The sequence below is a fragment of the Reticulibacter mediterranei genome (genome assembly GCF_016587455.1).
Genome location: NZ_BNJK01000001.1, coordinates 5177531 through 5200654, shown reverse-complemented (window position 1 = coordinate 5200654; position 23124 = coordinate 5177531). Strand labels below are relative to the sequence as shown.

21 protein-coding genes are annotated in these 23124 nt (G+C 51.2%); 9 read left to right on the top strand and 12 right to left on the bottom strand.

What is annotated here, in order from left to right:
* Nucleotides 1-2166, bottom strand: a complete 2166-nt coding sequence (locus K3T83_RS22405; RefSeq protein ID WP_220205155.1) for a bifunctional serine/threonine protein kinase/MFS transporter — start codon at nucleotides 2164-2166, stop codon at nucleotides 1-3.
* A 211-nt stretch (nucleotides 2167-2377) separates the two neighbouring features.
* Here K3T83_RS22405 and K3T83_RS22400 point away from each other — a divergent pair, with 211 nt between their 5' ends.
* The gene (locus tag K3T83_RS22400) at nucleotides 2378-3208 is read left to right on the top strand and encodes a hypothetical protein (RefSeq protein WP_220205154.1); all 831 of its coding nucleotides are present in this window, start codon (nucleotides 2378-2380) and stop codon (nucleotides 3206-3208) included.
* A 14-nt stretch (nucleotides 3209-3222) separates the two neighbouring features.
* Here K3T83_RS22400 and K3T83_RS22395 read toward each other — a convergent pair whose 3' ends face one another.
* Complete coding sequence (locus K3T83_RS22395) at nucleotides 3223-4668, bottom strand: DNA polymerase Y family protein (protein WP_220205153.1); 1446 nt, start codon at nucleotides 4666-4668, stop codon at nucleotides 3223-3225.
* 641 nt (nucleotides 4669-5309) lie between these two features.
* Here K3T83_RS22395 and K3T83_RS56335 point away from each other — a divergent pair.
* Entirely contained in the window at nucleotides 5310-6797 is a 1488-nt protein-coding gene (locus K3T83_RS56335) for a Clp protease N-terminal domain-containing protein (protein WP_236064958.1), read from the top strand.
* 76 nt (nucleotides 6798-6873) lie between these two features.
* Here K3T83_RS56335 and K3T83_RS22375 read toward each other — a convergent pair whose 3' ends face one another.
* On the bottom strand, nucleotides 6874-7311 hold the full coding sequence (locus K3T83_RS22375; RefSeq protein WP_220205152.1) for a hypothetical protein: 438 nt from the start codon (nucleotides 7309-7311) through the stop codon (nucleotides 6874-6876).
* Between the two features lie 190 nt (nucleotides 7312-7501).
* On the opposite strand from K3T83_RS22375, the gene K3T83_RS22370 reads away from it, so the two are divergent.
* The 3 genes from K3T83_RS22370 (at nucleotide 7502) to K3T83_RS22360 (ending at nucleotide 10638) form a co-directional block, all read left to right on the top strand.
* On the top strand, nucleotides 7502-8338 hold the full coding sequence (locus K3T83_RS22370) for a hypothetical protein (RefSeq protein ID WP_220205151.1): 837 nt from the start codon (nucleotides 7502-7504) through the stop codon (nucleotides 8336-8338).
* 411 nt (nucleotides 8339-8749) lie between these two features.
* Nucleotides 8750-9583 carry a GspE/PulE/PilB domain-containing protein gene (locus K3T83_RS22365; protein ID WP_220205150.1) on the top strand — a complete coding sequence of 278 codons (834 nt, stop codon included), beginning with the start codon at nucleotides 8750-8752 and terminating at the stop codon, nucleotides 9581-9583.
* 125 nt (nucleotides 9584-9708) lie between these two features.
* Nucleotides 9709-10638, top strand: a complete 930-nt coding sequence (locus K3T83_RS22360) for an NAD-dependent epimerase/dehydratase family protein (RefSeq protein ID WP_220205149.1) — start codon at nucleotides 9709-9711, stop codon at nucleotides 10636-10638.
* Between the two features lie 87 nt (nucleotides 10639-10725).
* Here the strand turns inward: K3T83_RS22360 and K3T83_RS22355 are convergent, their stop codons facing one another.
* Genes K3T83_RS22355 through K3T83_RS22345 form a run of 3 tightly spaced genes read right to left on the bottom strand, consistent with a single transcriptional unit; the run spans nucleotide 10726 to nucleotide 13320 of the window.
* Nucleotides 10726-11523: an ABC transporter permease gene (locus K3T83_RS22355; RefSeq protein WP_220205148.1), complete on the bottom strand. Its 798-nt coding sequence runs from the start codon at nucleotides 11521-11523 to the stop codon at nucleotides 10726-10728.
* Nucleotide 11524: 1 nt separating this feature from the next.
* Complete coding sequence (locus K3T83_RS22350) at nucleotides 11525-12328, bottom strand: ABC transporter permease (RefSeq protein ID WP_220205147.1); 804 nt, start codon at nucleotides 12326-12328, stop codon at nucleotides 11525-11527.
* Nucleotides 12313-13320: an ABC transporter ATP-binding protein gene (locus K3T83_RS22345; RefSeq protein WP_220205146.1), complete on the bottom strand. Its 1008-nt coding sequence runs from the start codon at nucleotides 13318-13320 to the stop codon at nucleotides 12313-12315. The genes K3T83_RS22350 and K3T83_RS22345 overlap by 16 nt, the downstream gene beginning before the upstream one ends.
* A 244-nt stretch (nucleotides 13321-13564) precedes the next feature.
* Between K3T83_RS22345 and K3T83_RS22340 the strand changes: the two genes are divergently transcribed.
* Nucleotides 13565-14152 carry a PadR family transcriptional regulator gene (locus tag K3T83_RS22340; protein WP_220205145.1) on the top strand — a complete coding sequence of 196 codons (588 nt, stop codon included), beginning with the start codon at nucleotides 13565-13567 and terminating at the stop codon, nucleotides 14150-14152.
* A 75-nt stretch (nucleotides 14153-14227) separates the two neighbouring features.
* Here K3T83_RS22340 and K3T83_RS22335 read toward each other — a convergent pair whose 3' ends face one another.
* Nucleotides 14228-15820 (bottom strand): FAD-dependent monooxygenase, encoded by a 1593-nt coding sequence (locus K3T83_RS22335; RefSeq protein WP_220205144.1) that lies wholly within the window; start codon nucleotides 15818-15820, stop codon nucleotides 14228-14230.
* A 388-nt stretch (nucleotides 15821-16208) separates the two neighbouring features.
* Between K3T83_RS22335 and K3T83_RS22330 the strand changes: the two genes are divergently transcribed.
* The 3 genes from K3T83_RS22330 to K3T83_RS22320 all read left to right on the top strand — a co-directional run bounded on the left by K3T83_RS22330 (nucleotide 16209) and on the right by K3T83_RS22320 (nucleotide 17512).
* A complete protein-coding gene (locus K3T83_RS22330; RefSeq protein WP_220205143.1) occupies nucleotides 16209-16508 on the top strand; it encodes a GlsB/YeaQ/YmgE family stress response membrane protein in 300 nt (99 codons plus the stop codon).
* A gap of 206 nt (nucleotides 16509-16714) precedes the next feature.
* Nucleotides 16715-17146 (top strand): zinc-ribbon domain-containing protein, encoded by a 432-nt coding sequence (locus tag K3T83_RS22325; protein WP_220205142.1) that lies wholly within the window; start codon nucleotides 16715-16717, stop codon nucleotides 17144-17146.
* A 66-nt stretch (nucleotides 17147-17212) separates the two neighbouring features.
* Nucleotides 17213-17512, top strand: coding sequence for a hypothetical protein (locus K3T83_RS22320; RefSeq protein WP_220205141.1), 300 nt, complete (start codon nucleotides 17213-17215; stop codon nucleotides 17510-17512).
* A 41-nt stretch (nucleotides 17513-17553) separates the two neighbouring features.
* Here the strand turns inward: K3T83_RS22320 and K3T83_RS22315 are convergent, their stop codons facing one another.
* The 5 genes from K3T83_RS22315 to K3T83_RS22295 form a co-directional block, all read right to left on the bottom strand.
* Nucleotides 17554-18156, bottom strand: a complete 603-nt coding sequence (locus K3T83_RS22315) for a D-sedoheptulose-7-phosphate isomerase (protein ID WP_220205140.1) — start codon at nucleotides 18154-18156, stop codon at nucleotides 17554-17556.
* Nucleotides 18157-18185: 29 nt separating this feature from the next.
* Nucleotides 18186-19241 carry a GHMP family kinase ATP-binding protein gene (locus K3T83_RS22310; protein ID WP_220205139.1) on the bottom strand — a complete coding sequence of 352 codons (1056 nt, stop codon included), beginning with the start codon at nucleotides 19239-19241 and terminating at the stop codon, nucleotides 18186-18188.
* Nucleotides 19242-19467: 226 nt separating this feature from the next.
* Nucleotides 19468-20634: a sulfate adenylyltransferase gene (gene sat, locus K3T83_RS22305; protein WP_220205138.1), complete on the bottom strand. Its 1167-nt coding sequence runs from the start codon at nucleotides 20632-20634 to the stop codon at nucleotides 19468-19470.
* Nucleotides 20635-20686: 52 nt separating this feature from the next.
* Nucleotides 20687-21367, bottom strand: coding sequence for an adenylyl-sulfate kinase (gene cysC, locus K3T83_RS22300; RefSeq protein ID WP_220205137.1), 681 nt, complete (start codon nucleotides 21365-21367; stop codon nucleotides 20687-20689).
* 75 nt (nucleotides 21368-21442) lie between these two features.
* Nucleotides 21443-22846, bottom strand: a complete 1404-nt coding sequence (locus K3T83_RS22295) for an alkaline phosphatase family protein (protein WP_220205136.1) — start codon at nucleotides 22844-22846, stop codon at nucleotides 21443-21445.
* Nucleotides 22847-23124 lie beyond the last annotated feature (278 nt).

Genomic DNA, 23124 nt, shown 5'->3' with positions numbered 1-23124 from the left:
TCAAGAACCCTGTCCCCCCTTGCGAGTGAGTGGAGAGAGAACGAACGCCAGTATCAAACCAACCAGCAGAATACCAACCAGAACAGGTATCGCCGCATAAACACCCGACGAAGACAGCAACCACGCCATAGGAATACTGCCCAGCGGAGCAATTAGCAACATGATACCATAAATCGCACCAACGTTCTTTGCTCCAAACACATCGGCAGTTGTTGCAGGCACGACGCTTGCACATCCTCCAATACATAATAAGATCAGGCCAATCAAAAGCATCTCTGGCATTGCGCCTCTTACCAGAAAAGCGAGCCAGGCTACCACCTGTAGCCCGAAAAGGATCATCAGCATCCTCGGACGGCCAATCAGATCTGATAGCCAGCCACCCAGGATACGACCACTCATATATGCCGCTACGCTTATAATGGAATATATGCCGAGAGCGTACGGACCCATAAGCCATCTAGTCACGAGAGCCATGTTTAAGCCAATGCCCGCAGAGCAGAAGAGCAGCATCAGCAGAATATACCATACAGGACTGAGTAACACTTCCCCAACTTTATACTCTCGCCGGGTCTGAAACGAAAAAGGCCCGTCTCCTTCCGGGATCTGCCGTAAGAATTGGGCAGCAATGATGGCGATCAGGCAAGCAAACAGACCCTGGACAAACATAGCAGGCAGAGGTATACCCAGGTTATATATCCAGGGATTTCTTCCCGAATTGAGTAGATTTGGAAGCAAGCCACCAAGCGTTGACCCTGCTAATACTAGACCAGCAGCTAGCCCTCGCCGTCCAGGAAACCATTGCAGAACCATTGTCAGAGAGGCAATCGTGAGCAGCCCGGTACCAACACCACCAAGCAGCCCACTCAGATCTATGCCAAATAGAGTCGGCCACAAAAGGATCAGAACGATGCCCAACCCATAAAGAATACCACCAGTGGTGGCAATCTTGCGCGGACCAAAGCGGTTGTAGAGAGAACCGCCCACTGCCGCAGCAACACCCAGAGAGGATGTTGTAATCAGTGTCAGAGAACTAAACGCAGCCGTAGACAAACCATAATTGCGAATCGGTAGGACAGAAAGGAATGATGAAAAGCCGCCCAGTAACGCAAGCTGGATCATAAATGCAGCAGTCAGGATCACTCCACGTTCTGGCAAGGCAGCGGACGAAGTTGGAACAGGAGATTGGATAACAGGTATCGCTGCCGACTTTGCAGCTTGCATATTCTGCACTGGTTGCGGTGGATAGGGATCAGCGTGGGGAGGTGATGCCACGTGCTGTTTTGCAGGAACCGTTGAGGGCAGTGATGGCCGCGAATCAGGTATGGGCGTGCTATATGCCCGAAGGGTAAGCGCCTGTTTGAAATCATCTAACAAATTGCCAGCTGTCGAGTAGCGCTCCTCTGGCTTTTTCGCCAATGCTTTGTTGAGCACGCCATCAAGGGACGCTGGCAAATCGGGTCGCACGACGCGCAACGAGGGCGGCGGCTCCGTGAGATGTTTAATCATGATCGCTTCCGGCGTTGTGCCATGAAACGGGATCTGACCGGTCAACATCTGGTAGAGGATAATGCCAAGCGCGTAAATATCGCTGCGCTGCTGCGGCTCGCCTCTCAGATGTTCGGGCGACATATAGTGAGGCGAACCAAAATTCAAGCTGGTACCACCCTCGACCGCTCCCTCCTTCATCAGATGAGCCAGGCCAAAATCGGAAAGCAGCAGCGTTCCATCCTGATGCAGCAGATTCAACGGCTTGAGGTCCAAATGGACGATATTGCGCGTATGGGCGTACTGCAATGCAGAGCAGATCTGGCGCAAATAGGCTTCTGTTTCGTCCAGTTTGAGCGCCCCCTGTTGCTTGAGAATTGTTTGCAACGTGCCACCACTAATATACGGCATCACCAGATAAGCCATGCGCTCTTCAAGCTCAAAGTCATAAATGGGTAAGATATTTGGATGGCTCAGGCCCGCCAACACCTGCGCTTCACGAATAAAGCGCGCTCGGAAGGCGGGAGTAGCAAAATGATGCTCCAGCAGAATTTTGACGGCCTGGGAACGCTTGAGGTACAGGTTCTCGGCTTTATAGACTGATCCAAAGCCTCCCTGCCCCAGGAGTTCCCCGAGGAGATATTTCTTCCCCAATGTTTGTTGAGAGAGTGGACCCAGCATACCTGTAGTACCTTTCCCTTTTTTCTGACAACGCTTTCGGAGCTTAGTATAGCAGATATCGCTTCTACTAGATATGCATTGGATCACAAGTTTACTTCACAACCAGAAAAATCCTTTTCAAATAGGACCAGTTCTAGCCACAATCACCGCTATACTCTCCAGTAGAAGCGCTTCTGAACGAAAAGATACCGTTTGTAGAGGAGGAGAAACAATGAATACTATTCTTAACAAAGCAGAACAATTTTTTACGCAGCATGGACGCGACATCGACCGCGCTCTCTTCAACTATCATTTCGGCACACTCTCGCTTGATGAACTGCTCACGACTTTGCACTGCTATCAGAACGCCGATGGTGGCTTCTTCGGTCTGGAGGTCGATATTAAAGCGCCGCAGAGTAATCCATTTGCCACTGAACTGGCACTACTCATCTGCTTGCAAGCGAACGTGCCACGCGACCATCAGGTGTTACAGGAGGCGCTACGCTATCTGGAAGAGACGCAGGAAGAGAACGGCAACTGGCGTTTCGCACCTGAAATCTATCAGCATCCGCTCGCCCCCTGGTTCCAGGGCTGGCAATGGCCCAATCTCAATCCCGCCTGTTCGCTCGCGGGGCTGCTCAAAGAACTGGGCCTCGGCTCAGAGCGGCTCCATATGCGAGTTGAACGGCTCTTCACGCAACTTGCCCGATTGGAAGATGTGGCAGGCAACGAATTCTACGGCGTGCGGCCTTACGCCTCCTACTTCCTATCCAATTGGAACCATCCCCAACGTGAGCTATACATCTCTGGCGTCCTCTGGTGGCTGATTCGTCAACATCTTGCGAATTCGCTGGATGATAGCGAACACTTCTTCGCGTATATACGTCACCCACAGACATATACCGCGCAACATCTGCCAGCATCCATATTGCAGGATCGCCTGGACAGATTGGGGGCGGAACAGAGCGAGGACGGCGGCTGGCCCACACCCTATGATACTGGCTGGCGAGGATGGAGTACGATACAAAACCTTCTGGTATTACGCGCCTTCGAGCGCCTCTAAGCTACAGAGCGGCCTCAACCGGGCCGCTCTAACTTCCTGGTCAGCTTGCCACGCGAACGGGCTGGCGGAGGATAATAAGCTGGAATAGACGAGATGATATCGCCAACGCGCAACTGCACTTGCAGGTAGCGGAACGAGGGGCGATGATAATGTGCAAAGAGCATCAGACTATGATGAGCAAGGATATCGGCCTCGTCGGTATGGCGCGAGAGCATCATCTGGCCTCCTACCGTTTCCTCGGCTGCGGTGATCGCCACCTCTTCGCCATCCTCGCCCATCACCAGTTTACGCGTCTCGGGGCGCAGGCGATTGGGCCAGAGGATCAAGGCAATGGCCTGCCCCTTGAGCCGCTGCTCCCTCAAGCGATCCCCAAGATAGTTGGCGAGACGACGAATAGCTGCGCAAGTCTCATCGGCGTCGGCGGCATGGTGAAAGCGAATACGCGCATTCTGGCTGAGTGGAGGCGCATCAGGCACAACAAGGCTGCCATCCTCTCCACACGCCACCTGAAACACCCAGCCACCCAGCCGTCCCAGGCGGCGAATCAGCCCTTCTTCTGAGAGCGCGGCCACCTGCGCAAAGGTCGTGATGCCAAAGTCCCGCAAATGCGCGACCAGTTCGGCGACAGCAACGGGATCAATCAGGTCGCTCTTCCCCTCGATTTCGGGCGGCTGTGATGAATTTCCTTCGTGCTGCTCCGCCAATTCGGGCAATGCTCCCGGCACTCCTGTACCCGCCGCTCGCAACTGCAACAACATGGAAAGCGGCAATGTCTGGACAAACGAGGCCTCACGCCCCGTAGGGATATAGAGAACGCCCTGTCGTCCATCCCGGCGGCTCATCAAGGCAGCCAGTTCAGCAATCGCCTTGCCGTTCGCAATGCCGATCAGCGCGGTCAGGCCCATCTCGGCGATCTCTGCACACAGCCGCTCAGCCAGTGCAACCGGCGAGTCAAAGCTTAGTTCACATCCGCGTAAATCAATAAAGGTATCGGCCAGAGGAACCGACTCGACGATGCGCGAATAGGCCCGGTAACGCTCGCGCAGCTTCTGCAATACTGGTTGATAATGTTCGTGCGAGGCTGGTAAAAAGCGGGTGCGTGGGGCAATACGATGAGCGCGGCGCAACGGCATCCCTGGAATAATACCCAGCCGCATTGCGGCGGGCGAAACATCGATCACACGTCCCGGCTCGTTTGGCCGTCCCATCCCTGTTCCGACTACAAAAGGCAGCCCCTTGAGCGTTGGATCAAACATCTCCTCCAACGCACAATAAAAATGGCGAATGCGCACATGCATAATGCCCTGCCGCAAACGCGCCCTTTCAGCAGCTCTGGCCGCTTCCTGCATCGCCTGCGCTGCCTGCACAGGCGCATGCTCGCCTGTGGTGATGCTGGCCTGCTGTGCCGTCTCTGAAGCGGTCGATGGCGTCTGAAATTGTTGCATCGTATCTTCTATCATCTTTTACCTTGATTTACCAGTCTGTGATATTGGGCGAAGTTGAGAGAGCGAGTGATATTGGCCGCGCCTCCCTCTCTCATGCGTCTGAAGGTTGCCGAGCCACATGTCACCAGCCAGCTGCTCAATAAAACCAACGAGTAACACGCCACCGTTTGCATATGACTACAAGAATTTCCTGTGGAAGTATCCTTCATTGCCGTTTACCTATCGCCTTCCAGCATCCCTAACACGGTCTGACGGAAAGTATACGAGAAGAATAGCTCTCCGTACATTTTCATACTCGTAGGCATCACTGTCAAGTAGAGATACAACGACAATCAAAGCGTTTCCGCAAAATCATCATCATGAAATGAAAGAATCGTTCACGGTCTGAGCGCATTATATTTGTCGGGGGCGCGCTTTTCAAGCCAGGCAAGCATTTCCCCTCACAATACTATCCATCTCATAAAGCAAGCCTTTGCGAAGGAGAGGCAAAATCATTGCAAATTACCGAATAATAAGATATAGTAAGGCAACACCACAGAGTAATAGTTCTTTCTCAATTGTATCTTAAAATATAACTTTTCTCGATAGTATCAGCATATATTCACCTTCCCGTCAAAGGCGATACTCTCCGCTTTTTATCGAAAGGAGAACTCCGTATGTCCCCTACAGATCCACCTCCACCAGATCGCTTCCCCATTGGTAAATTCACCGAACGCGCTCGTAAAGTCCTCAGTCTGGCCCAGGAAGAGTCGCAACGCTTCCGGCACAACTACATCGGCACCGAACATCTCCTGCTGGCACTGATCCGCGAAAATGAAGGGATCGCGGCCAGAGTGTTACACACACTGGGCGTTGAACTGAAAAGCGCACGCAAAGATATGGAGGCAACCCTCAAACGAGGCGACCATATCGTCCTCGGCGAGATCGGCCTCACGGCAAGTGCAAAAAAGATCATTGAACTGGCAGTGGATGAGGCCCGGCACTTAAACCATCACTATATCGGCACCGAACATCTCTTGCTAGGATTGATACGTGAAGGCACAGGCGTTGGCAATGCGATATTAGAGAAGAAAGGGGTAACACTGGAGAAGGTGCGCACCTTGACTATCCAGTTCCTCAGCCAGCCAGAAACGCCCTCTGAAAAACTGGAACCGACGAAAGAAGCACCACCGAACGACCCGTCTGGGGAAGCGAAAAAGAGTTGGGAAGAGACCCACCTGAACAAGCTGAATGAGCAGGTACACAAAGTGCTGGATCTGGCAGACGAAGAGGCGCGGCGCTTCCAACACAACTATATCGGCACCGAACACCTGCTGCTTGGTCTGACACGAGACCAGGGTGGAGTTGCGGCCCAGGTGCTAGCCCGTCTTGGCGTCGGACTTGAGCAGGTGCGCCGCGCCATCGAATTTATTATTGGGCGCGGAGATCGCATTGTAAATAGTAAGATCGGCATGACCCCACGCTCCAAACAGGTGATCGAACTGGCTATCGACGAAGCACAACGCCTCAACCAACCGCTTGCCAGCACCGAACATCTCCTATTGGGACTCGTGCGCGAAGGAAAGGGAATCGCAGCTGGCGTGCTGGAGAGTATGGGGATCAACTTGGCACGCGTCCGTCAGCAGACGTTAGACTTCCTACCGCAAGAAAAGGGCGGAAGCAGTTCAGCGGCCTCCACTCCCGCGCTCCCGGCTATTGAAATCTTCAAGAAAACCTATCATCTCACGAACGCGGCAAAAAAAGTGCTGGATCTGGCACAGGGAGAGGCCCATCTTCTGCAACACGACCACATCGGCCTGGAGCATTTGCTGGCGGGATTACTGCATGAAGAGCAAAATGCCGCCGCCACCATCCTGCATAGTTTCGCCATTGATCTCGCTCAAACACGCGCCGCAATTGAGGGCCAGATGAAGCGCGGGCAACAACCTGTCGAACCCGGCAATCTCGACTTCACGCCTCTTGCCTGGGCGTATCTCTACCTGGCCGCCGACGAAGCCCAGCAGAGAGGGCATCACCAACTCGACACGCCACACCTCTTGCTTGCTCTCACCAGAGAAAGCCAGGGAAGCATTCCAAAACTGCTAGAAAGCCTCGGTACAACGGTCGAAGCTGTACGCGCCAAAACACTTGAAGCCCTGCAATAGCAAAATATTGTCGTAATGGATGTATTTCAAGAAGGAGAAGACATATATGAGCCCCTCCTTCTTGAAATGGTGTGTATTAGCTCTTGCGCAAGGCATAGAATTCCACAATGGCAAAAGCGGCAACCACAACGGCGATCAGTCCCACAAAAAGCTTACCCCACAGGGTCAGCGGGGGTAGATTGATCACAAGTAACACAATGCTGATCACAACCCAGGCATCGTTAATAGCTACTGCTCCCATCGCCTGACGACGATCCACCTCCCGCCTCCGGGTCAACCGAAACAACCAGACGACATAGGCAATCAGTATGACACCTACAATTAATGGGAAGGCAGGCTCAGTAAAACCCAGGAAATCGGAGAGCGGACTGAAGCCAACAGCCAGAAAAGCAAGCGCACCCACCGCCGATACCGCTCCATCAAGCTGCAATGTACCCCTGAGTAGAGTTGAGGATGTAGACATATCAGAAGTCTTTGCTACCATGAAGAAAACCTCGCTTTCTCTTTCGTTCATGCGGACGCTCTTTGCTACAACGCCCTGCATCGTTTCTGCTATGTTCACAGCATAAAGATCAATTGCTGCCATTACCGCCAAATTTCCTGCCAAACGCTGCCAGTTTCTCGCAATTTCAGGCATTATCCAGTTATGTAGTAGCAGTACAATAGAAAGAGAAAACTACTCGGTGATGCTGGGAGGAAGAGAAATGAATCGGGCACAGATGAAACCGGATGCGACACCATTCGCTGTTAGCGATGAAGAACAGAACTATACAGACACATTGCACCTTACACCCCACAGATTAGAGCCAGAACAAACGACCGCTGATATACTGACTCTGATCACACAACTTTGTGGCGGCATCGACCTGCATACTCACACAAATGATAGAGATATTCTCTGTTTTTGTTTACATCATCTTTTTCTGAGTATTGAAGCGTTATCTCGCATGCTATGCCGCGCTTTCAGCGAAGAAATTTCCTCAGCCGAAACTCAATCCGCCTCCATCTGGCAGATGAAACAACACCGCGCCACCTGGACCTATTTACGGGAGATCAAACAGGCTCTTGAGCGAGTTGAACCGCTTTGCCAACTCTTGAACGATGCAAGTTATGCCATCCTAATCTCACTCGCTACCTCTACCGCTTCTGTACCGTTGCAAACCATACCAACAATTCCAGATACATCGTTTGCCATCCATCTGTATTGTGAGCAATTTCTGAGCGCTCTCACCCCCAGGCTCAACGGCTGGTTGCAATGCCTGGTCCAGCCTGCTACGTTCCGCTATCGCTTTGCACATCTCTTCTCAGCAACGCCCACGCTACTTCAGATTGATAACACCATCTCCAGGCTGCTCAAATGCGCCTGCTCGCTCTTCCGCGACACGCTGCCAGAGCTGAGTACGGCCCAGCAAGAGGAGATAACCGCACTCCTTCTCGACTTGATGCAAAAAGTGGACCTGATGTTACAACAAATTGATATGATCATGGTGCCGTTGCATACGCTCTCCAAACAATTTGCGCTTGGAGCCGAAATGCGCTGATGCTTCAGCGTATTTTCCCTGGCATTTATTTATCTTCTTCAATTATTCTAATGTGCCATCTTCCAGATCATTCATCAATTTCTCATCCTTCGAAATTTTGTTCTCTTCTATGATATCCTATCATTCTAGATGGAAATGTACTACTCGTACAGGAGCGCTAACAGCTATGATCTAACAGCTAATCTGAGCATTACATCTGAACAGAAACCCGGATCTCAACCGCAAATGAAAACTCTTAACAGGAACGCAACCATCTTTTCGCCGCGCTCTCAGTATTTTTAGGGTATGCTTGTTTCTATTATGGATACAGCGACATCGCCTCCGCGTGGAAAAGGTGTCTACCTCTCGCGGATCTGGCTATGAATAATGATTCACCAGCTTACACCACTCAAGCCTTTAAGGAGCAGCACGATGCGCACGCTGGTCGCTACACAGAGGTATACGGCAGATACCTATACATACAGCACCGTCGATACAATACACGACATCACGGCAACGCTGAAATCGCTCAAGCAGTCCGATATCACACAGCTTGCTCTGGTCTCGATCTCTCTCCATTTTGAGGAGGATCTTTACAGCCAGGAACGTGTCGAACAGAGCACGCGGTATTTCCTTGATAATTTGCGCTCTCTGGTGCGCAAGACCGACACAGTTTTGCTCATGAATACTTCCTTCCATTTTATTTTGTTGGGAGCAAATCTGGCTGGTGGAGTTATTGTTCAGGAACGACTCTGGGAGGCTCTCCTCTGGCGCGTCCACAACGCAACAGATGGAGATATCCTGCGTCCCTATAGCATGACTATCGGACATAGTGCCTATCCATCCCCTCACGAACAGGCTCTCGATTGTATTACCGCTGCCCACAAGCCTCAGCAAAGTTTCTCCGCTCCCGGTAAACCTGTTCACAAGTACACAACACGACAGGACAGGCATTCGCAGAAGGTTATTCGCGAATCACCCGAAGCTTTTGAACTGCCACTTTTAGCACAAGAATCAGGCATCCCCTATCTCTCTCTGTTACCGCGCAAGCTCCCGCTCAAATTACGACAGCTTATCAGCCCACAACTGGCCCTGGAACTAGGCTGCTTCCCGCTTGGGCGCGAACGCGACACATTGACGGTGGCAATCGCAAATCCGCGCGACAAGCAGGTGTTAGACCGATTGCGACAGGAAACAGGCTTGCGCATCTTCCCGGTTCTGGCCCCACCGCAAGAGCTTCAAACTGCACTAGAACAACTCGTTTGAAGGGTACTATCATTCCTGGTTATAATGGCGTATAGTAAAAGATATATATGGTAGCGCTGGTTCTCTGGCGCTACTGTTAGCCTGAAAACTGGCTAACATCCAATCAGGAAAGGTTCGTTTTTGTTATGAAGGTTCTAGTTACCGGTGGAGCTGGCTTCATCGGATCGCATATTGTTGATCAACTGATCGCGGCGGGGCATGAGGTTGCGGTCGTTGATAGCCTCTGGGCAGAGGGTGGCGGCAAAGAGTCCAATCTGAACCCCAATGCACGTTTCTACCGTGCAGACATTACAGACGAGACATCGCTTGCTCGTATCTTTGATGAGGTTCGCCCGGAGGCGGTGAGCCACCAGGCAGCACAGCACAGTGTTGCGGTCTCCACCAAAAACCCTCAACTTGATGCTCGTGTCAACGTTATCGGACTCCTCAATGTGCTGAGTAACAGCGCACGAGTCGAAGTAAAAAAGGTCGTTTTTGCCTCCTCTGGCGCAACCTATGGCACCCCCACGCGCCTGCCTATTGATGAGGATACTCCCCAACGTCCCGAGTCTCCCTACGGCATCACCAAGATGGTTGCAGAACACTATTTGCGCTACTGGCAGGAATCGCAGGGACTCAACTACACGGCATTGCGCTATGGCAATGTCTATGGGCCACGTCAAGACCCCAACGGAGAAGCAGGCGTTATCGCTATCTTTGCCAAACGCTTCCTGACCCACCAGCCTGTTCGGATCGATTGGGATGGCGAACAGCGCAAAGATTACGTCTTTGTCGAGGATGTCGCTCGTGCCAATGTGCTGGCGCTGAGTCGCGGCGATAACGATATCTTCTGCATCGGCAGCGGCGCCCCAACATCCGTCAACGAGATCTATGAAGTGCTGGCAAACCTTACTGGCTACAAGCCAGAGATCACGCGTGCGCCGAAACGCCCGGGCGATATCTACCTCTCCTACTTCAATAGCAGCAAGGCAGAGCGTCTCCTGGGCTGGAAACCCTCTGTCACCTTCGCGGAAGGCGTCAAAACCACCGTCGAATACTTCAAAAGTCGGGGTTAATTACGCCTCTGATATAGAAAACGAACGTAGCGACAATCCCTTGCGGTTGTCGCTACGTGAAAGTGGAAGTACACACAGGGCACAAGGTCAAGCAGAGGCTCCAGTGTAATGACGAATACCAAAGCGCCAGAACCAGCGTGATCCAGCAAATAATGCCAGAGCAAGCGCGATTGCCCCTAATAATGTCGGCCATACCAACCTTCCCGTTAACGCCTGAGCAGGAACGGTAATGGCAAAGGCAATTGGCACAATAAATGTCAACATCATGCGCAACCAGCCGGGATAGATCGTGACAGGCCAGCGTCCCGCCTCATACATGCTTTGAAAGATGACCAGGATATTCTCGATTTTGGTGTACCAGAACACCAGCGTAGACAGGATCAGAATAAAGCTATAGATAATTATCCCACCAGCCAGCAGCGCCACCATAAAGCTCGCCGCGCCCCAGATATTGAGCTTGACGCCGCCTTCAAGCAGCGCCACCACGATCACCACGATACCCAGTCCCACATCGATCAAGCGCCATATCTCTACCTCCCGCACGCTGACCAATACCTGAGAATCTGCGGGCTTGAGCAAGGTATAATCCAGCGTGCCGTCGCGCACATCACCCATAAAACGATTCATGCTGGGCTGCAAGACACAATTCATCACGCCACCCATCAAAAAGTAGATACCCACCAATGCCAGCAGTTCCGTCGAATGCCAACCATCCAGCGTGGTGGTATAGCTAAAAATCGTCTGTAACAGAATCAACGCGGTTCCCAGATTAATAAGAGCCTGCAAGATTTGCATAAAGAAATTGGCGCGATAAGCTGCCTCATTTAAAATGCCAATACGAAAGAAGGTGCTGAGTAAACGGAAGAGTTGGATCAGGCCCATCATACTACGCTCCTACAGCTGAATAACGACGTATCCCAATACGCCAGACGACAACAAGCAACACCACGCTCAACACGACCCATATGCTCTGCACAGCTAATCCGCTCAACATCTCGTTCAAGGACAACGTACCCAGAGCCAGTTCTACAGGAAACGCCACCATTGAGCGAAAGGGCAGGACGCTTGCCACTATCTGCACTGAAGCTGGAAAAAATGTTAGCGGCACCATCTGTCCCGAAAGAAAGAGCAAAAGCGCCACATAGAGCTGGTTGAGGACGCTGACCCGTGTTGTCCAGAAAGCCACCATCCCCAGCGTCCACTCTATGGAGAAGCGCACAATATATGCCTGTATCAATGCCACGAGCAACAGTGGAACATGCCACCAGTGGAGATGGAAGACTGGATGGAACAGCACCACCAGCAGCAGCGTGACAGGCGCAATGACAAATAGCATCAGCAGTTTGTACGCCAGATTATTTGCCACGTCACCATGCACAGGATGCACCGGCTTGAGCAAGGCTGAAGAGAACATCCCTTTACGAATACGCCACTCAAATTCCCAGAAAACCCAGGTGTCCGTCACATAATTAACTAGCATCGCTGCAATAAAGTAAGCGGCGAACGACGATATGGTGTAGCCATTGACCATGCCACCCTGACTCTTAGCAACTGCCGACCAGATGATGATGGAAATCAATGGGCTGAGCGCAATATCGATCAACCAGATTGCCGCCGCAACACGATATTGCAACTGCTCCGCGATCCTGATGCTCAAGAAGGCGCGATATAGATCTAGAAGGTCTCGCATACCGCCTCCTGCTCAAAAACCTGCTCAATGATTGTATCAATGGCCGGATCTTCAATGGTAAAATCGCGGATCGGCAGGTCTGCCAGCAAGCGGCTCGTCACGCTTGCCGTCTGATCTTTCGGCACCTGTAAGACGGCACGCCCCTCTTCAATCTGCCGCTCTATCACCTTGCCATAACGCTCTAACACATGCTCATCGTCCATTGTTTCCAGACTCACGACAATGGTTTTATAGGGCGAGAAACGATCTATCAACGCCGAGAGATCGCCATCAAAAAGCAAGGCACCATGATGAATGATAACCACACGTTTGCAGAGCGCCTCCACATCGGCCATATAGTGGCTCGTCAGCAGGACGCTGGCCCCGAAACGACGATTGTACTCGCCGATAAAACTGCGAATACGACGCTGCATCACCACATCCAACCCAATTGTTGGCTCATCCAGAAAGAGGATCTGTGGCTTATGCAAAAGCGCCGCCGCAATCTCGCACTTCATGCGCTCTCCCAACGAAAGAGTACGCACCGGTTTGTGCAGCAAGGGAGCGAGATCGAGTAGATCAGTTAGCTCGTCTAGAATTTTCCGATAAGCAGAAGGGGTAATGCGATAGATAGCACGGTTCAGTTCGAATGAATCAATTGTGGGGATATCCCAGACAAGCTGGTTGCGCTGCCCCATCACCATCGTAATCTGGCGCAACAGGTCTTTTTCGCGTTTCCAGGGGGTATGCCCAAGCACGTTCGCCTCACCGGAAGTTGGATGGAGCAGCCCGGCCAACATTTTTAGCGTTGTGGTTTTGCCTGCACCATTTGGTCCCAAAAAACCAACCATCTCGCCCGCCTCCACCTCAAACGAGAGATCAGAAACCGCTACCACATCGCGCGTGCGCCTGCGAACCAGACTGCGCACTGCTGCCAGCAAACCGGCCTCTCGCTCGTTGACTGTATACACCTTACGTAGCTTCTGAATAGAGATCGCGGGAACAGAAGCCATGACCACCTCCTTGCATAAGAACATATTTCCTACTATTTCATTCAACAGTAGTATAGCAGATATTTCTTGACACGCTCTGTCATCTTCTCCTCTTTATTTACACCTGAACGAAACTTTCCCACCACAAAAATCCGCCTGTGACTTCTCTTGACGATCCATCTTTGCACATCTATAATAGGTCTACGCGACCTATCAACAGCGTATAAATTTTTCTTTTATCTATATAATCGTTATTGGGATCAGGATGTACGAACTGATTATTCTTGCACTTTTGATGCGCTTTCCCATGCATGGCTATCTCATTGCAAAAATCACGAATGATACCATCGGTCCCTGGGCAAAGGTCAGCAATGGGACGCTCTATCCACTGTTGATCCGTTTAGAGCAAAGCGGATTGATTACACGCGCCGAAGACGAACCAAACACAGAGCAAACGGAACGGACCACGCGCACATTTATGATTACCGAAGAAGGACGTAAGCGCTTCTACAAGCTCATGATGGATACGTCATCGAATATAGGAGATTACCAGCGCCACTTTCACCAAAAAGTCTCTTCCCTGGATCTTTTGCCATACAGGGAGCGCCTCCATCTGCTCAACCACTACATCAATTACTGCCAGGCCTGTATACTGCATATCAAAACAGAAGCCGCAAACCTCGTTCACGAACTCGCCGACAACAAAGGGGCCAATCCTGCTCATAGAGAACTGGCGCTCAATATCATGCAACATCGAGCCGAGCAGTGGCAGGCGGAGGTCGATTGGACGCTGCAATTGCGAGAAAAACTGCTTCCTGGCAAGAAAGACTCGGTGGCAGGTAGCGACCTCTAGATACACAGATAAATTACCAGGCGAAAAGAGCTTTTACCGCTCTGGTAAAAGCTCTTGCATTATGATTGAGAACGCTTAATGCAACAGTTGATCTAGAACGGCTGCTAGCGCCTGTTCCTGCGGCTCTTTTGCATCTCGCGCACGCCAGCATACGAAACCATCAGGGCGCACAAGCACCACACCAGCACTCGTCACGCCATAAGCATCGCTCCAACGATTATCCAGATCAATGAGATCGTCACTGGAACCGATGCAATAGACATCGAGATTAAGGTCTCGACGAGTAGCTAGAGCATGAGCAGCATCGCGCCATCCCTGTCCCTGCTCTCCAGTTAACAAGACAAAGCGCGGCCCGAAGAGGTCGAGCGTCGAGATGCGTCTGCCTTGCCGTTCAAGCCAGACATGAGGAGCACGTCTGCCCGGATGACCATCCAGCGCCAGATGATCAAGGGGCAGTGGCTCAGTTTCATCCGCAATGATCGCCCCAGATGTGTATTGGTATCCCGTGATAATGACGAGGCTATCGGCCAGATCTGTTCGGTTTGCGTTACGAGGATCAAATGCAGTAGCGGCAGAGCGAAGGCCGGCCTGTTCGGTTGTGAAGCGGGCAACCGGGCGTCGCTCTTCGTCATAAGTTGCAAGCAATGCAGATGCGGCCTGTCCATGATAGACCGCTGCTAGTTTCCAGACAAGGTTATGAGCGTCCTGAATGCCGGTATTTGCACCGAAGGCTCCGGTCGGAGGCATCTGGTGTGCGGCGTCGCCAACCAGGAAGATGCGCCCATCTTGAAAGCGATCAGCAACCCGTACCGCCGCCTCCCAGGGCAGGATACTCTTGATTTCAACGGCAAGTTGCGGCAAGCCAACAGCCTTACGAATCAGATCGATACAGCGCTCAGCCGAGAAATCTTCCGGCCTCTCACCACGCTCAGGGTCATAAGCTATACTGAATAACCAGAGATCCCTGTTGTTGATGGCGATAAACAAGCCTCGAACCTCTGCGTTCTCAACTTGACACAGCACAAACTCGCGGCCTCGCACCAGATCACCCAGATCGGCGGAAAAGTAGATGCTAATATTGTGTCCCAGCGTTCCAGTGCCGCTTCTGGTTATGCCAAGAGCGTTGCGAATAGGGCTGGCAGCGCCATCAGCAGCTACCAGGTAGTCGGCGCGAATGGTCTGTTGCGCTCCGGTGGTTCGGTCTGCCACAATAGCGGTCACACCAGCCTCATCCTGCTCGAATGAGATCATTTCGGTGCTGAAACGGAGATCACCGCCACGCTGACGAGCCGCCGCAAGCAGGACAGGTTCGCTCTGATCCTGGGCACAGACGCACCAACCTGTCGGACTGACGAGATCCATTGAGCTATGCTCTGGCTCTGCCATCGCAATACGCTTACGCTCGACTCCTGCCAGCGTCTCAACAACCAGCATGCCGTGATTATTGGCAAGATCTTTTCCAGCAAGACGTAGCTGCTCTTCCAGTCCTAACTCACGAAAAAGCTCCATTGAGCGAAAATTGATGCCACGAGCGCGCGGGTGAATAGATGTGCTGGCGTGGCGCTCTACAAGCAGCGAGGAAACATGGTGTTGTGTCAGAAAAAGCGACGTTGATAAACCAACCAGGCCACCACCTACAATCAATACAGGTGTTGTAACAGTATCCATAGAAGCAACTCCCTTTGCATTGGTTCCCACAACCAACGCCTGATGATATGTTTCTCATAATTTCGCAACAATTATCAGGTCTAATAGTATGTCTCTTAATAGGTCTAATAGACATATGATAATGAAAACTAGTGCATTTGTCAAGCCAGGAAAAGGAGTCTCAATAGAGATGATCACCCTTATTTTATTAGCTGTTTTTCATTTTAAGCTCTACCACATTAGAAAGATAAGTCGAGGATTAGGAAGAGGTTAATAATTTGTCGATGGGCGCGAAAAGCGAAACTATCGGGTGAGATGATCCGTGTCTCATGTGTTGACAGTAACAAAAGCAAATAAAAAAGAGAATCATAGAAAACACTCTATTGAAGCAACAAGGAGGTGGCAATACATGATAGTTGCAACATTTATTCTTGGAGCAGCACTTAATCCTGGTGGTTTACTGGCATGGTTGGTGGTAGGCTTAATTGCTGGATTTCTGGCAAGTATGGTTATGCGCGGCGGTTATGGTATCGTTGGCGACGTTATTGTGGGTATCGTTGGTGCCTTCCTCGGCGGCCTGTTGCTGGATCTGCTGGTGCCGGCTGCAAGCTATGGTTTCTGGGGAAGCGTTGTGGTCGCCTTTATCGGTGCCTGTATCCTGATCGCGATCCTACGCGCCTTTTCTGGCGGATTCCGCAGAACCTACTAATCCAGCTTCCCAATCAACGAATTCGCAAGATATATTCTCCTGGAGTTGCACGACGAGGTGTAACTCCATTCTTTTTTCTTCTTCAGCAGTCTTCGCACTCTCACAAGTCGCGAAACTATCCTGACGATCATACCGTACAACAAAACAGAGATACTGACCTCTCTCAGTAAATAACGCACAGACAGGTTTCAGGAGGGAACAAACACATGTTTTGCGCAACATGCGGCCAACGTGTACGCGATGGAGCACACTTTTGCGACGATTGCGGAGCACAACTGGAACTGCCCGGAGCAATTACGCGTACGGCACCAACCGAATCCACCCACACCTACCGCGAAGTGACAGACCCCTACAAAGAACAGATCACCCAGCTCAAACTTCAGATGAAGCAGCTCAAATTAATGCTCAAGCAGGTCAATATGGATATGAGCAACAAGCGGGCGCAACACAGCGAGACGGCGGCCTTTGTTCCGCGAGGCGTGCTGCGGCGCGGCTACAAAATGATCGAAGATGTTCAGCTGTGGGGTCCACAACAGCGTAAACAACAGCTTCAGCAAGAAATCCTGCAAATGGAACAGGAGTTGCTGGGCTTGCAAAAAGCGCAGACGGATTGGAAAATACAGCGCAATGAGTTATAGAAAAAGCTTAAAGAGACAGCAGCGAGTTCTCTTTGTTGAATAAAGAGATGAGAAAGCGATTATGCTATGGAAACACGCTTGCTTGGCTACGAGCATGCAGCTTCGATGACAGAAATATCGGCCTGGGCGAACGGATTAATCGGCAAAGAACTGCCTGAATTTCCACAATACCAGGTGATCAGAATTATCCATTTTCAGGCTCTTGCGACGCAGAACGGATATGATGTGCTGCTTCTGGTCGAAGTAGTGGAACGCCCCGAAGAGACGGAACAGATTGCCATACGAGCGGAGGATATTGCGGTCATTGAAGAGCTAACATCGACGGTGGGGAAGGAACCAGCTAATGGAACGGAACAAGTAGGATAGGAATGGAAAAGAGAGCGATGATCCACACCATCGCTCTCTTCTCATAAAACACTCATCGCCTCGGTTTCTGCCTGTCGCTCAGCATAGGAGCGCACGATTCCGCGCATATGGCGTGTAATAATGTGAGACAGGATCATATGCGCATCCTCCTCTTCTTCAATATTCTTGCCGGGTGCCAGCACATAGGCATCAACCAGCCCTTTAATGCGCCCTCCCTGTGCTCCCAACAGACCAATCGTATACGCGCGCGACCTTCTCGCCAAGAGCAAGGCATTGATAACGTTAAGCGAGTTGCCGCTGGCGCTAATGCCAACCGCGACATCGCCCGGCTCAACGAGGTTCGCCAGTTGTTCGGCGAAGATATGCTCGTAAGCCGTATCGTTGCTCCATGCCGTAATCAGTGGCACATGATCCGTTAACGAGATAGCCTTGAGGCGCGGCATGCCAGGGATAATCGTATTTTTGGCAAGATCGAGCGCAAAGTGCGAGGCGGTAGCGGCGCTTCCGCCATTACCCATAATGAAGATACGATGTCCATCGTGATACGCTCGCTCAAGCAATTGTAGCACACGTTGCAGATGTGGTAACGAGATCTCGCGCATCATCTGTTCAAGCTCGGCGAAGTAGTTGATGACGGTTTCCAACGTTTTCTCCATATTTCTACTCTGAATTTCTACTTGAATTGCTCTTCATATGGCGATACCCAGAGATGATTAAAGCTGGTTGCGACATTCAGAATGACGGTTGCTCCCTGCTGATCAAAATGAAAATTCATACGCTTCAACCCACGCTCCTCCAATGCACTCGTCACCGCCTCCTGTCTCTCTTGCGGACAATAGAGCATCATAAAACCGCCACCGCCCGCGCCTGTAATCTTGCCGCCCTTTGCACCACAACTCAACGCCAGCTCGTAACATTCGTCGATAGTGCTGGTCGAGAGGTTAGGGGCCAGGCGGCGCTTCTCCTGCCAGGAATAGTGGAGGAGACGGGCAAATTCGTCCAGATTGCCACGCTCAAGCGCGGTCTGCATATCCAGAGCGACCTGTTTGATGTTATGTAGCGCCAGGAGCACTGACTCGTCGCGCTCCTGCGTGGATTTGCGCTGGTGCTTGAGAATAGACGTTGACTCGCGCGAACTGCCAGTAAAAAACAGCATCAGGCGGCGCTCTAAGGTTTGTTTGACGGCAGGAGCAATTTTCAGCAGCTCAACCTCGACTCCTTCCTGAGTAAAGGTGAACTTATTTAGACCACCAAAGGCTGATGCATACTGATCCTGCTTGCCAATCGGCATCCCCATCTTCTCAATTTCAATGGCTGATGCTAGCTCGGCAACCTGATGTTTGGTCATAGGTTGTTCTACCAGCGTCGAGAGCGCACGCACCAGCGTCACGGCGGCGGCACTCGATGAGCCAAGCCCCGTTCCCGGCGGCACCTCGCTTGCCACAAACAGATTGATACCTTTGCGAATGCCGAAATGATGCAGGATCGCTTTGGGCAACGCAAGATCTCCATTCCAGAAGAGGTCGCTGTAGGGTGAATGACGAAACAACGAGCGATAATCGGCTGAGATAACCTGTAGATCATCGGATTCATCGGTAGTGATAATTGCGTAGAAGTATTTATTGATCGCCGTACTGATGACGAGACCACCGTATCGACCATAGTATGCCTCAAGGTCGGTTCCACCACCCCCAAAACTAATGCGCATCGGCGCTCTGGCAATTAACATCTTTTTTTATTCCTTATTTACCTACAAGCCACTACAGAGAATTTTTCAAACATTTCAGGTAAAGGCAGGTCATAGCCCCTCTTCTTGACATGGGTTTGGGGTTGACAGGGCAAAGATCCATCATTGCCCACCTTTATACACGCTTCTGACGCGTTTCAGGTTACGAGCAGTGGTGAAGGACATGCCTTCACCACTACAAAATTTAAGAATGACTCGCCTACTGGTATTACGCTTCAGGCTGGCGCATTGCTTCAATCAGCACTTTTGCAACCTCTGGGCGCGAGAACTGCGGAGGGGGAACCTGACCCGCACGCAACATCTGCCGCACTTTCGTACCGCTCAAAATGACATGATGTTCGCTGCTATGGGGACAGGTCTTCTGCGAAGCCATCGAGTCACAAACTTTGCAGAAAAAGGTGTGGTCGAAAAAGATCGGTGTGATTCCGAGCTTAGTCGGATCAAACTCGGAGAAGATGCGCTGCGCATCATAGGTGCCATAGTAGTTGCCAACGCCTGCATGATCGCGCCCGACAATGAAATGCGAGCAGCCATAGTTTTTACGCATCAGCGCATGGAAGATCGCTTCGCGCGGCCCGGCATAGCGCATTGCAGCAGGCAACACACCAAGCTGCACACGATCGGCTGGATAATAATTCGCCAGCAAGACCTCATAGCAGCGCATACGCACGTCGGCGGGAATATCGTCGCCTTTGGTATCTCCCACTAGAGGATGCAGATACAGGCCATCAACCGTCTCCAGCGCGCACTTCTGAATATATTCATGGGCACGATGAACAGGATTGCGCGTCTGGAAACCAACGACACGCTTCCAGCCTCGCTCGTTAAAGATGGCGCGGGACTGTGTTGGGGTGAAGCGGAACTCGGCAAATGCCTGATTCTGCAACGCGACAACGCGTACAGGACCGCCCAGCAAGATATCCCCCTGCTGATAGACGACCTTCACACCTGGATGAGCATCTTCCTCGGTGCGATATACCTTGCGCGCCTCAAGCTGCTTATCATAGCCGAACTTCTCTTCCACCGTCATCACGGCCTGCAACGCTCCCTGATCATTCACCAGGGCTACTTGCGAACCAAGCGCAATCGCATTGGCCTGATCCGCAGTGACAGAAAGGGTGATAGGAATCGACCAGGGCAACCCATTGCTCAGGTGCATATCGTTGACAACGCTTAGATAATCGTCGCGCGTCATAAAACCACCGAGCGGACTATACGCGCCGTTCGCCAGCATCTCCAGATCGGCCAGTTGACGCGAGCCAACCACAATCTGTGACAGAGTGCGTGCAACTTTCTGCAACTCGGCTCGCTCGTCTTCGCTTGCCAGATTTATAACCAGTTCTCCTCCGTGAGGAGCAATCAATCCATTCGCCATTGCGTTTTTTTCCCGTTTTCCTTTCAAAACTTACGATAGGTTTTTCTATTCCTTATGCGCGGCTGCTGCTCGCCTGCGCGTCCTGTGGCAGAAACTCAGAATCCAGATATCCCAGTTCTACCAGCTTGGCGAAGATGCGATTGACGCTCTCATCGATGGTCTCTTTGTTGGTCTCAACCACGAGTTCGGGATTTTCCGGCTCCTCATAGGGATCATCAACACCGGTAAAATTCTTAATCTTGCCCTCATCAACGAGCTTGTAGAGACCCTTCACGTCGCGCTCGCGGCAAACTTCGATGGGGCATTTCACATAGACCTCGACAAAGTTCCCGATCTCATTCCTGGCCCAGTCGCGCGCTTCACGATAAGGGGCAATGGCAGCCGAGATACAGGCCACGCCATTGCGGGTCAGCAGGCTACAGACAAAAGCAATGCGTTTGATATTAGTGTCGCGGTCCTCGCGGCTAAAACCGAGTCCCTTGCTCAGATGGGTGCGAACCACATCGCCATCGAGAATTTCAACGTTGCGACCGTATGCATTCAGACGTTGCTGAACTGCCTCTGATAGCGTGCTTTTGCCTGCCCCAGAAAGTCCAGTAAACCAGATCGTGAAACCAGTATTTGCCATGTAGATTCTTCTCCTTGACTGTTCTTGCGGCGGAAATAGCGTGTCAACATCGCTATCCCGCTCCCGGTACACGCTTGCAGCCGGGCGCTCATGGAAGCATTTCATAGCTTGCTTATTGTCACGTCTTACGGCGAAGACAGCACTTCTCCCCCATATGCTTTCTACGAGATGTTCCTGACACTAAAAACCCTTTCCCTGCATATCAGCGGGTACAGAAACCTGTAATTGTTGTAAGATAGTTGGAGCGATATCCATCAGTTGCAGTCCCGTTAGTTCTCGCCCTCCCGGTTCCTCCAGTTTGTCTGGATCATGTTTGATCACGATTCCATATTGGGCGTGATTACAATCATCCGGGCCGATGTCGTTCTCAAACGTATAGATGGAGTTATAGCCGACGCTGCCCACTGAGCGCCAGTATAGATCACCAAAATAGACAATCAGATCAGGTGGCACGCCGTTGCACCGCTGGTATATCTCCTGTGGCTGAAAAACTCTGGTCCCGATATTCACGCCATCGGGATCAACTATAGCCTCCAATCCAGCCTTCAGTTCCGCGCATAACGCTGCAACTTCGCCGGATTTGACGATTCCCTGCGGCTCACGCCCCTCTCTATTGAGGAAGACGCGCGCGTAATAGCCACCATCCCCCCAGACCCTTGTCTTGCTCCAATCAATCTCACATGTATCAATGGCGGTACGCGTCTCCGGGTACGACTGCAATGTCAAATATCCTTCTCGTATCAACCATTCGTTGATACAGATGCCGCCATCCATTTTTTTCGCACCATGATCAGACACAATGAAGACCGTGGTATCGTTGTCTATCAATTCCAATATCTGACCAATTTCTTCGTCAATATAACGATAGTACTCGCGGATGCTATTATTATACACCGGATGAACTTGATAATCTCGATGTGTTAAGTCATGAAAGCGCCACAGGCCATGATGAATACGGTCAGTACCCATCTCTACGAACATAAAAAAGTCCCAGTCCTTCTCTAACAGCCATCTCTTTACAAGTTTAAAACGTTTTTCGGTCATTGTGTAGACCTGGCGCAACAGATATGCTTTATCATCGGTGCGAAAATTGGGAACATCAACCAGATAATCCCCTACAATTCCTGTTATTTCGTCCATAGCGGATGCCGGATAAGTATATGGGCGCTCACGATTGCTGGTGGACGGCGAAAGAAAACAGCCTACCTGAATCCCGTTCACCGGTCTGGGTGGATAGGTCTGAGGGACGCCAATGGTGATAACTTTTTTCCCTGCCCGCGAAAGAATATCCCATACCCGCTCCGTCTTGACCGAGAGCGCATTCGCCAGTACCTGCTTTTGATACGAATAGTCGCCACGATTGCGAAAGCCGTAAAAGCCCAGCGTGCCGGGATCTTTGCTCGCCATCATAGAACTCCAGGCAGGAACGGTAATCGCTGGAACACAACTCTCCAACCGGCCCCAGACACCACGATCCATCACCCGTCTGATATTCGGCAGTTCTTCCCGCCATTGCTCAAAGATCAATTCTGGCGGGGCGCAATCCAGGCCAATAACCAATACTTTCTTTTTATGCTTCATCATCCCATTCCCCTAACAAGAATATTTTTACGTCTCTCATTATGCTTACAATCTTGATATCTTTCATGGTCATCATTGCATTCATTGCATTAAGCATACCATCCTATGAACAGAAAGAAAGTATTGAATGAGTATAGAAATGGTTATATTTACTGTTTCAGTGTTATGATTATATAACCTATTCTGCTCTTCCTGTATAACAATATCCAGCTTGTTAGCAAAATCCTGTAGTATGTTGATAGAGGGAAAAGTGGTTCAATAGTAGGATTAGCCCATACGAA